Here is an 11,028-nt window from a genome sequence, read left to right on the forward strand (position 1 = left end):
ATCTCCTCAGGCGGCGTTCTTGAGTTTCGGGTCCAGCGCATCGCGCAGGCCGTCGCCCATCAAGTTGATTGCCAGCACGCTGAGCAAAATGGTCAAACCAGGCAAGCTCACCACCCACCAGGCGCGTTCGATGTAGTCGCGGGCCGAAGCCAGCATGGTGCCCCACTCCGGGGTTGGCGGTTGTACGCCAAGGCCGAGGAAGCCCAATGCCGCGGCATCGAGAATCGCCGAAGAGAAGCTCAAGGTGGCCTGAACGATCAGCGGCGCCATGCAGTTGGGCAGCACGGTGATGAACATCAGGCGCGGCAGACCGGCACCGGCCAGACGCGCGGCGGTCACGTAGTCGCGGTTCAGTTCGCCCATCACCGCGGCGCGGGTCAGACGAACATAGGACGGCAATGAAACCACGGCGATGGCAATAATGGTGTTGATCAGGCCAGGGCCGAGGATGGCGACAATCGCCACGGCCAGCAGCAAGGACGGCAGGGCCAGCATGATGTCCATCAGACGCATGATGGACGGGCCGAGTATGCGCGGGAAGAATCCGGCGAACAGCCCCAGCAGGATCCCCGGAATCAGCGACATGACCACCGACGACAAGCCGATCAGCAAGGACAGGCGCGAACCGTGAATCAAACGCGACAGCAGGTCGCGACCGAGCTCATCGGTACCCAGCAGGAACTGGATCTGCCCGCCTTCCAGCCAGGCGGGCGGCGTCAGCAGGAAGTCGCGGTATTGCTCGCTTGGGTTATGCGGCGCGACCCATGGGGCGAAGATCGCGCAGAAAATCACCAGCAGCATGAACATCAGGCCGGCGACGGCACCTTTGTTCCTGGAAAACGCATGCCAGAATTCTTTGTACGGAGACGGATACAGCAGGCTTTGATCGACTGCTACCGATGTAGTGAGAGTGGTCATGGTCTTGATCTCAGCGCTGATGACGGATGCGTGGGTTGGCAAAGCCGTAGAGGATGTCCACTACGAAGTTGACCAGAATCACCAGGCAGGCGATTAACAGGATACCGTTCTGCACCACGGGATAGTCCCGTGCGCCAATGGCTTCGATCAGCCATTTGCCGATGCCGGGCCAGGAGAAAATGGTTTCGGTCAGGACTGCACCGGCCAGCAACGTGCCGACTTGCAGGCCGACCACGGTCAGGACCGGAATCAGTGCGTTACGCAGGCCGTGAACGAACACTACGCGCGATGGCGACAGGCCTTTGGCGCGGGCGGTACGGATGTAGTCTTCACGCAGCACTTCGAGCATCGACGAACGGGTCATCCGCGCGATGACCGCCAGCGGAATGGTGCCGAGCACGATGGCCGGAAGGATCAGGTGATGCAGGGCATCGAAGAAAGCTCCGACGTCATCGGCCAGCAACGTATCGATCAGCATGAAGCCGGTGCGCGGCTCGATGTCGTAGAGCAGGTCGATCCGCCCGGACACCGGGGTCCAGCCCAGGCTCACCGAGAAGAACATGATCAGGATCAGGCCCCACCAGAAGATCGGCATCGAGTATCCCGCCAGGGAGATGCCCATCACCCCGTGGTCGAACAGGGATCCTCGCTTGAGTGCCGCGATCACCCCGGCCAGAAGGCCCAGGATGCCGGCGAACAACAGGGCGGCCATGGACAGTTCCAGGGTCGCGGGGAATAGAGAGCTGAACTCGGTCCAGACGCTTTCACGGGTACGCAGGGATTCGCCAAGGTCGCCGTGGGCCAGTTTGCCGATGTAATCCAGGTACTGGGCATACAGGGGTTTGTTCAGACCTAGGCGTTCCATTGCCTGAGCATGCATTTCGGGGTCGACTCGACGTTCGCCCATCATGACTTCCACGGGGTCGCCAGGAATCATGCGAATCAACGCGAAAGTCAGCAAGGTGATGCCGAAGAACGTAGGGATCAGTAACCCCAGTCGGCGGGCAATAAAACTAAACATCGTAAGGTGTACCTCATCAGCCGGTTAGGCGTGCCCGGCAGCGCTGGGGTCAGCGATGCCGAGCGTTTCTTATCTACTTCACCTGGGTGGTGGCGAAGTTATTCGTGGTGAGGGGGCTAATGTGATAGCCCTCTACGTTGGCGCGCATTGCAGTGAACATCCGGGTGTGCGCCATGCTGATCCACGGCTGGTCCTGATTGAAAATGGCCTGGGCCTGTTCGTAGAGCGCGGCGCGTTCGGCCGGATCCACTTTGGCCCGTGCCTGGTCGAGCAGTGCCTGGAATTTCTCGTTGCACCAGCGTGCATAGTTTTCGCCGTTTTTGGCGGCCTCACAACTGAGCATAGGCGTCAGGAAGTTATCCGGGTCGCCGTTATCGCCGGCCCATCCAGCAGACACCATATCGTGCTCGCCGTTTTTCGCGCGCTTGAGCATTTCGCCCCATTCCATGACACGAATATCGACCTTGATCCCGACTTTGGCCAGGTCGGCCTGCATCATCTGTGCGCCGAGCATCGGGTTCGGATTGGTCGGGCCACCACCGTTACGGGTGAACAGGGTAAACGTGGTGCCATCCGGCACACCGGCGTCCTTGAGCAGGGCGCGAGCCTTGTCCAGATCCCGCGGCGGGTTGGTCAGTTTGTGGTTGTAGCCCAACAGGGTGTCCGGGTACGGGTTGACCGCCACGGTCGCATTGCCTTTGCCGAACAGCGCGTTGACGTAGGCTTCCTTGTCGAAGGCGATGTCGATGGCTTTGCGCACCCGCACGTCACTCATGTATTTGTGCTGAGTGTTCATCGCGATGTAAGACACGGTCATTGCGTTCAGTTCATCGACCTTCAGCTTGTCGTCTTTCTTGATGCTCGGGATGTCATCCGGTTTTGGATACAGCGCGATCTGGCACTCGTTGGCCTTGAGCTTTTGCAGGCGCACGTTGTTGTCGGTACCGATCGCCAGGATCAAGGCTTCCGCCGGTGGCTTGCCACGGAAGTAGTCAGGGTTGGCCTTGAAGCGAACCTGAGCGTCCTTGGCGTAACGCTGGAAGATGAAGGGGCCGGTGCCGACCGGTTTGTTGTTCAGGTCGCCGGTCTTGTTCGCCTTGAGCAACTGGTCGCCGTACTCGGCGGGGTAGATCGAGGAGAAGGCCATGGCGATGTCGGCCAGGAACGGTGCTTCACGGCGGGTCAGGGTGAATTTGACCGTGTTGTCGTCGACCTTCTCGACACTTTTGAGCAGCTCTTTGAAGCCCATGCTTTCAAAGTACGGGAAGCCCACGCTCGACTTGTTGTGCCAAGGGTGTTTCGGGTCCAGCTGACGCTGGAAGCTCCAGACCACATCGTCGGCATTCATATCGCGGGTCGGCTTGAAGTAATCGGTGGTGTGAAACTTGACGCCTTTGCGCAGGTGGAACGTGTAGATCAGACCGTCGTCGCTGATATCCCAGGATTCGGCCAGTGCCGGGATCACTTCAGTGGTGCCGGGCTTGAAGTCGGCCAGGCGATTGAAGATGGTTTCGGCCACTGCATCGGCTGTGACTGCAGTCGTGTACTGGACTATGTCGAAGCCTTCCGGACTGGCTTCGGTACAGACCACCAAGGGTTTGGCCGAGACGCCGACGGCGACACTCAGCAACGCGGCAGCGATGGCCGCTCGTAGGGGAAGCATTTTCATCTAGAGCCCTCTGCAATCGGTTGAACAGAAAAGCCAGACGGCCGACTCATCATGAGTCAGCCGCAGGCATGCGTTTTACAAAATGTTGAACGGAATGGTGGTCACGAGACGGAACTCGTTGATGCTGCCATCCGCCTGATTTTCGCTGGCACGGTGCGCGGTGTAGGTCGCGCGAATAGCGGTGGCCTTGAGTGGACCGCTCTGCACGGCGTACGAAGCACCGATGCCGTATTCATAGTGGTGTTCGCCATCCTGGGCCTGGATGCCGTCGTAACCCTTGCCTGCCACGCCGCCGTTGCCGGTGTAGTGGGTGCCGTCGATGCCCCAGCCGCGAGCCTGGTAGATGTTGAACTTCAGGCCTGGTACGCCGTATTCGGCCATGTTCAGACCGTAGGCGATCTGGAAGGATTTCTCGTTCGGGCCGTTGAAGTCCGACAGCAGGGAGTTGGCCAGGTAGATGCCGTTGGTTTCGTGCAGGTAGTCGAAGTACTCGTTACCGTTCACTTCCTGATAAGAGAAGGTCAGGCTGTGAGCCTGGTGGGTCAGGCCGAACGACAGGGAGTAGGTGTCGTTGTCGATCTTGCCGATCAGCGCTTTGCCTTCTTCCTGGGTTTTGTAGTAGTTCAGGCCAGTGGTCAGGCTCAGGATCGAGCTGTCGCCCAGCACATGACTGGCGCCGAAGTAGTACTGGTTCCAGATGTCTTCGGCTTGGGTTGCCCACAGGCTGGTGGTCAGGCTGGCAAATGGCGTGTAGGTGATACCGGCTGTGTGAACGTGATCGGTTTCAACAATGCCATTGGCGTATTCGGTGCGGAACTTGCGCTGGCTTTGTTCGGTTCGCGGCGAATTGCGATCGAACGTGCCGAAATCGAAGCTCAGGTTTTCCAGCTCTTCGCTGTGCAGGGTCACACCCTGGAAGCTCGAAGGCAGCGCACGGTTACCGATGACATCGACCATCGGGCTGCTGAAGTTCTGGCGGCCGGCGGTGAGGGTGGTGTTGGACACACGGGCCTTGACGTTGGCCAGGCCCAGCTTGCTCCACTGGCCGACGGCGTCGCCACCTTCTTCGGTCAGGGTACGGTTGTTGCCCGCCCCGGAACGGGTACCCGGTGCGCCGCCGTTGTTGGACGCCAGATCCTTGCGATCACGATCCAGAGCGATGGCGTTGTAGGCCGCCACTTCTGTACTGAAACCCACGGTGCCTTCAGTGAAGCCGGAGTTGTACTTGAGGATGGTGCCCTGAACCCAGTTGATACGACGATCAGTCGGGGTCGATACGCCGTCTTTCTTGTAGCTGAACGTGGCGCCACGTTTCAGTTGCTCATTGGCGTACCAGTTGCGCGTAGTGCCGCTGATCGATTGGCCTTCGACAAAGCCAGTGGCTTCACTCTGAGCACTTTTCTCTTTCACGGTAACCGGCGTAAAAGCCTGGCTCTGGGATTCTGCGTAAGCCGTGGCGGTCACGCTGCTGATGGCCAAGGCCAATAACGCGGTGCTGCTCAGTTTCATGGGTGAAGCTCCTTACTTTCTTTTTTTTAATGCCGGTCTTTTTTGGTGATCCGACTATTTGGTTTAGAACTCATGCAAGCATCGCAAACGTTTGCTATAGGCCGGATTGACGAATTACGGCAATACGCTTGCGTGAGGGCGTAATGCGCCCTCAGCGGTTCTTGGCTAAGCGGTTATTTTTCTATGCTGACACCCGAGAAAACGTTACGACCGAACGGACTCACCTTGAATCCTTCGATTTTGGCGCTCAACGGCTGGTTAACCGTTGAATGGGCGACCGGCGTGATCGGCACCTGCTGCTTGAGGTACTGTTGCGCCTGTTTGTAGAGCACGGTGCGCTGGTCGCGATCGGTCACGACCTTGGCCTGCTTGATCAGCTTGTCGTAAGCCGGGTCGCACCACATGGAGTAGTTGTTGCCGCCAATGGCATCACAGCTGTACAGCGTACCGAGCCAGTTGTCGGGGTCGCCATTGTCACCGGTCCAGCCGATCAGGCTGATGTCGTGTTCGCCGTTCTTGGTGCGCTTGATGTACTCGCCCCATTCGTAGCTGACGATCTTGACCTTGAGGCCGATCTTCGCCCAATCCGCCTGGAGCATTTCGGCCATCAATTTGGCGTTGGGGTTGTACGGACGCTGGACCGGCATGGCCCAGAGGGTGATTTCGGTGCCTTCCTTGACGCCGGCGGCCTTGAGCAGTTCCTTGGCTTTTTCCGGATTGTAGGCGGCGTCTTTAATCGTTTCGTCGTAGGACCACTGGGTCGGTGGCATGGCGTTGACCGCCAGTTGACCGGCGCCTTGATAGACGGCGTTGAGAATGCCTTGCTTGTTCACCGCCATGTCCAGCGCCTGGCGCACTTCGAGCTGGTCGAAAGGCTTGTGCCGCACGTTATAGGCGATGTAACCGAGGTTGAAGCCGGGTTTCTCGATCAGTTGCAGTTTCGGATCATTCTTCAGCGCGGTTACATCGGCCGGGCGCGGGTGCAGGGTGATCTGGCATTCGTTGGCCTTGAGTTTCTGTACACGCACCGAGGCATCGGTGTTGATGGCGAAAATCAGGTTGTCGAGCTTGACCCGGCTCGGGTCCCAGTACTGCTTGTTGCCGCTGTAACGGATGTTGGAATCTTTCTGGTAGCTCTTGAACACGAACGGACCCGTGCCGATCGGCTTCTGGTTGATGTCGCTCGGCTTGCCCGAGGCCAGCAACTGGTCGGCGTATTCGGCGGAAAGGATCGCGGCGAAGCTCATGGCGATGTTCTGGATGAACGCGGCGTCGACGCTGTTGAGCGTCATCACCACGGTCAGCGGCCCGGTCTTCTCGACCTTGGCGATGTTCTTGTTCAGGCTCATCCCGTTGAAATACGGGAACTCGGTGGGATAAGCCTTGCGGAAGGGCTGCTGCGGATCGAGCATGCGATTGAAGGTGAACAGCACGTCATCGGCGTTAAAATCGCGGGTTGGCGTGAAGTACTTGGTTGTATGAAATTTCACCCCATCGCGCAGGTGAAAGGTGTACTTGAGGCCGTCCTCGGAAATATCCCAACTCGTTGCCAAGCCCGGTACGACGTTGGTGGCGCCTTTTTCAAACTCTGCCAATCGGTTGTACAGCGGTTCGGCGGCGTCGTTATCGGTCGCCGTGGTGTATTGCGCGGTGTCGAAACCGGCGGGGCTGCCTTCGGAGCAGAACACCAGGCTGTTATTGGCGGCCTGGCTGATGGAAGTGACGGCCAGCAGGCCGGTGCCCAGCAATGCGGATAAAACCAAGGTATGGCGCATGACGCTCCCTCTTTTTGTAGTGTTATTCAATGCGCCGCGATTCCGTCCGGGACGTTGTGGCTGCATTGAGCTCAAACCAATACGGGCAGCAAACCGATAGCCCACACAGTCACTGGTCAGAACCCGACGGTAGGGACCGTGGATCTGGCAGTAAATGCGTTGAGTCCTAAAAACTCGTAGGAAAAGTCAACACGTCCTATGCCCTGCTGTACCAAGCAGTGGATTTGGACGTAGGAAAATTCCTGGCTTCTCGGCAGAAAAAAGCAGCGGTGACGCTGAAAACGTCGCCGCTGCCTTTTCTTATTTGCTGACGCTGACGCCGTAGAAGGAGTTCAAGCCAAACGGGCTGATCTTGAAGTCCTGCACGTTGTCGCGCATGGGTTGGAACACCGTCGAGTGAGCGATAGGTGTCATTGGAACGGCGTCTTTGAGGACGTGTTGCGCCTGCTTGTACAGTTCGGTGCGCTTGGCCTGATCGGTCGTGCGCTTGGCTTCTTTAACGATGCCGTCGAATTTCTTGTCGCACCATTTGGAGAAGTTGTTGCCCTGCAGCGAATCGCAACCGAACAGCACGTTGAGCCAGTTGTCCGGGTCACCGTTGTCGCCGCTCCAGCCGATGATCATCGCCTGGTTTTCGCCGCCCTTGGAACGCTTGATGTATTCGCCCCATTCGTAGCTGGTGATCTTGACGTTCAGGCCGATCTTCTTCCAGTCGGACTGCAGCATTTCAGCCATCAGCTTGGCGTTCGGGTTGTACGGACGCTGTACCGGCATCGCCCACAGAACGATTTCGGTGCCTTCCTTGACGCCGGCTTCCTTGAGCAGCTCTTTGGCTTTCTCAGGGTTGTACGGCGCATCCTTGATGGTGGTGTCGTAGGACCATTGAGTCGGCGGCATGGCGTTGACGGCCAGTTGACCCGCGCCCTGATAAACCGAGTCGATGATCTGCGGCTTGTTGACTGCCATGTCCAGCGCCTGACGAACTCGCAGGTCGGCCAGCGGGTTCGGCTCGTTGCTGCCCTTGACCTTGTCCATCACGTTGTAGGCGATGTAACCCAGATTGAAACCGGCCTGGTCAGGTACTTTCAGGGTCTTGTCTTCCTTCAGCGCCTTCAGGTCAGCCGGACGCGGGAACAGAGTGATCTGGCACTCGTTCTTTTTCAGCTTCTGAATACGTACCGACGGGTCGGTGGTGATGGCGAAGATCAGGTTGTCGATCTTCACGTCATCAGGCTTCCAGTAATCCTTGTTCCCGGTGTAGCGGATGTTGGAGTCTTTCTGGTAGCTCTTGAACACGAACGGGCCAGTACCGACCGGCTTCTGGTTGATATCGGCAGGCTTGCCTTCCTTGAGCAGCTGGGCAGCGTACTCGGCGGACTGGATCGAGGCGAAACTCATGGCCATGTTCTGGATGAACGCGGCATCAACTTCTTTGAGGGTGAACTTGACGGTGTGGTCGTCGACTTTATCGATCTTGGTGATGTTGGTGTCCATCCCCATGTCGGTGAAGTACGGGAATTCGGTCGGGTACGCTTTGCGGAACGGGTCATCCTTGTTAATCATGCGATTAAAGGTGAACAGGACGTCGTCAGCGCTGAACTCGCGAGTTGGCTTGAAGTACGGGGTGGTGTGGAACTTGACGCCTTCACGCAAATGGAAGGTGTAAGTCAGGCCGTCATCGGAAATGTCCCACTTGGTCGCCAGGCCAGGAACAACGGCGGTGCCGCCGCGCTCGAACTGGGTCAGACGGTTGAACATGGTTTCGGCAGAGGCGTCGAAGTCGGTTCCGGTGGTGTACTGACCAGGGTCAAAACCGGCCGGGCTCCCTTCGGAGCAAAACACCAGGTTAGTCGCCGCGACGGCGAAAGGTGCGCTGGCTAATAAGCTTGCGCCGACTAAAAACGGAATGACCGCGTGTTTAAGCATGTTGGCCTCATGATTTGTTGTCATTTTTGATTGTGAGGTACGACCTCGTGAGTCGTTCCTGCGGATACTTATGCAGGGGCCATACCCAATGCAAGATCTCGAATGGCCACAAACCTTAAACAGTGGTACGAACGTACCTTAATGTCGCATATGTATAAATACTGAGGTATTTGACCGTTTGCGCAGGTTTTTTACGGTGCAAATCGCGCACCGACAAAGGGCAACCGGGGCGACTGATGCACCCGGTTGGCGCTCGGTGTTACTTATTTATACCCACCCCATAGAAAGGAGTGAGGCCGAACGGGCTGATCTTGAAGTCGGTGACTTCATTGCGCAGTGGCTGAAATACCGTCCCCAGTTCGGTGTGATAGGTACTTGTTGCTTAAGGATTTGCTGTGTCTGTTGGTACAGATTGACCCGCTGCTGTTTGTCAGTGGACACTTTGACTCGCAACGAGTGGCGAGGGGAGCACACCGTTCCACTGTAGGAGCGGCTTGCCCGCAAAGGCGGCAGATCAGCCAGCACAAATCCCTAGGCAGGAACTTGAAATCCACATGGAAGATCTGGAATGACTCGAATTGTTGAAATCCTGATGTACACCTTGAAACCGGGATCAGGATTGGATTTCCATCGAATAATGCGGGAAGTAAGCGTTCCGCTTCACTTAAAGGCTGGGGTGGATGTTGTTTCTTATGGCGGCTCTTTGCATGACGATGACAGTTATCACTTGATTCGCTCCTACGAGAGCGAGAACCATCGCCAAGCCTCTCAGGCGCTTTTTTACTCAAGCACTGACTGGAAGCATGGTCCGAGAGCAGACATCATCAGTCGGATTGAGGTAAGTACAACGACAGTTATGGCGCTCACTCAAGAGGCGATCGATGCCATCAGAGCTTCCCATAGATCTATTCAGAGCTGATGCTCAATCAGCATTCACCGGGTTTTGTCGGTGAGTCGTGCGTTGGATAAGGTCGAACCGCAGGGGTAAGCAGGCGTTCAGTCAGTTTGACCGCGTTATCGTTCTTCGCGGGCAAGCCTCGCTCGTAGGAGCGAGGCTTGCCCGCGAAGGCGGCGGATCAGTCACTACAAAACTGACCAACCCGTTACTGCATCAAGGCATCAACACTTCAATCGCCCCATCCGCCGTCATGCTGACCTGGCTGGTCCCTGCTTCAACCTCGGGCGTCACTGGCGCTGAATCCATGGCTGCGGATTTCATCATCATCGGCCCGCGCATGTACGGTTGTGGATAACCGTTGCTGTTGAGGTTCAGGTTGACGATTTTGTAGCTCTTGCCGCCCAGGGCGTCGGTGGCCAGTTGGGCGCGGGACTTGAAGGCGGTCACGGCTTCTTTGAGCAGGGCGTCTTCGCTGGCCTTGCGGGTTGGGGTGGCGATGGCGAAATCCATGCCGCCCATTTTCAGGTCAGTGAGCAGTTCGCCGGTGAGTTTGGACAGGGCGGCGAAGTCGGAGCTTTCCAGGCGCAGTTCGGCGCGTTCACGCCAGCCGGTGATTTTCTGGCCTTTGGTGTCGTAGATCGGGTAGCTGTTGCGGCTGCCCTGACGCAGGGTGATGTCTTTGACTTGTTTGGCCTGGGCCAGTGCTTTATTCATGGTGGTGCTGACGTCGGCGGCGAGTTTGGCCGGGTCGGTGTTTTGCTCTTCGGTGTAGAGGGTCACGATCATCAGGTCGCGGGCCACTTCCTGGCTGACTTCGGCGCGCAGGGAGATCTGGTTGTAATGCAGCTCGTCGACGGCCAGGGCCGGGAGGCTGGCGACGGTGCCAACGCTTAAGGCAAGAAGGGCGGCGCTGCGGCGCAATGTGTGCATGAAAAGCTCCTTGGACGGTGCGCAGGGGTTAAGGTCCGACCTGCGTGAAACCATCAGACTCTAGCTTCAATGGTCCGGTTCGCACAGTTACAACTTCTATACAGATGGAAGACTGGTGAGCGCGTTGCGGCCATTCGCGGGCAAGCCTTAATGCCAGTCAGTTAAGGCTCGGAACACTGTAGGAGCGAGCTTGCTCGCGAAAGCGGTATATCAGGCGACATCAATATTGATTGTACTGCCGTCTTCGCGAGCAAGCTGATCTGGCCTAATAATTCCGGACACCTCTTAAGGGCGATATGATTTTGCCAATTTGGAGGTTCCATGAAAGAAAGAAGAGTCTTTTCCCGCGAGTTCAAACATCGTGCAGCCAGCATGGTGATTG

Annotated in this window: 8 protein-coding genes and 1 pseudogene; 1 reads left to right on the forward strand and 8 read right to left on the reverse strand. The window is 57.4% G+C overall.

The genetic code is table 11. The features are described 5' to 3' along the window. Nucleotides 1-6 precede the first annotated feature (6 nt). The 7 genes and pseudogenes from MEB48_RS18905 to MEB48_RS18935 all read right to left on the reverse strand — a co-directional run. Nucleotides 7-918 carry an ABC transporter permease subunit gene (locus MEB48_RS18905; RefSeq protein WP_237885485.1) on the reverse strand — a complete coding sequence of 304 codons (912 nt, stop codon included), beginning with the start codon at nucleotides 916-918 and terminating at the stop codon, nucleotides 7-9. Between the two features lie 10 nt (nucleotides 919-928). After that, entirely contained in the window at nucleotides 929-1,939 is a 1,011-nt protein-coding gene (locus MEB48_RS18910; protein WP_007900379.1) for an ABC transporter permease subunit, read from the reverse strand. 73 nt (nucleotides 1,940-2,012) lie between these two features. After that, complete coding sequence (locus MEB48_RS18915) at nucleotides 2,013-3,608, reverse strand: ABC transporter substrate-binding protein (RefSeq protein WP_237885486.1); 1,596 nt, start codon at nucleotides 3,606-3,608, stop codon at nucleotides 2,013-2,015. Nucleotides 3,609-3,683: 75 nt separating this feature from the next. Then, nucleotides 3,684-5,117 carry an OprD family porin gene (locus MEB48_RS18920; protein WP_237885487.1) on the reverse strand — a complete coding sequence of 478 codons (1,434 nt, stop codon included), beginning with the start codon at nucleotides 5,115-5,117 and terminating at the stop codon, nucleotides 3,684-3,686. A 173-nt stretch (nucleotides 5,118-5,290) separates the two neighbouring features. Next, nucleotides 5,291-6,892: an ABC transporter substrate-binding protein gene (locus MEB48_RS18925; RefSeq protein WP_095055143.1), complete on the reverse strand. Its 1,602-nt coding sequence runs from the start codon at nucleotides 6,890-6,892 to the stop codon at nucleotides 5,291-5,293. 300 nt (nucleotides 6,893-7,192) lie between these two features. Further along, nucleotides 7,193-8,818: an ABC transporter substrate-binding protein gene (locus MEB48_RS18930; RefSeq protein ID WP_237885488.1), complete on the reverse strand. Its 1,626-nt coding sequence runs from the start codon at nucleotides 8,816-8,818 to the stop codon at nucleotides 7,193-7,195. A gap of 259 nt (nucleotides 8,819-9,077) precedes the next feature. Continuing rightward, a pseudogene (locus tag MEB48_RS18935) lies at nucleotides 9,078-9,262 on the reverse strand (ABC transporter substrate-binding protein); the annotation flags it as partial. 124 nt (nucleotides 9,263-9,386) lie between these two features. Here MEB48_RS18935 and MEB48_RS18940 point away from each other — a divergent pair. Beyond that, a complete protein-coding gene (locus MEB48_RS18940; protein ID WP_237885489.1) occupies nucleotides 9,387-9,737 on the forward strand; it encodes an NIPSNAP family protein in 351 nt (116 codons plus the stop codon). Nucleotides 9,738-9,929: 192 nt separating this feature from the next. On the opposite strand, the gene MEB48_RS18945 is transcribed toward MEB48_RS18940, so the two are convergent. Further along, nucleotides 9,930-10,646 carry an SIMPL domain-containing protein gene (locus MEB48_RS18945; RefSeq protein WP_237885490.1) on the reverse strand — a complete coding sequence of 239 codons (717 nt, stop codon included), beginning with the start codon at nucleotides 10,644-10,646 and terminating at the stop codon, nucleotides 9,930-9,932. Between the last annotated feature and the right edge of the window lie 382 nt (nucleotides 10,647-11,028).

The sequence above is a fragment of the Pseudomonas sp. PGPR40 genome (assembly GCF_022014505.1).
Taxonomy (GTDB): Bacteria; Pseudomonadota; Gammaproteobacteria; order Pseudomonadales; family Pseudomonadaceae; genus Aquipseudomonas.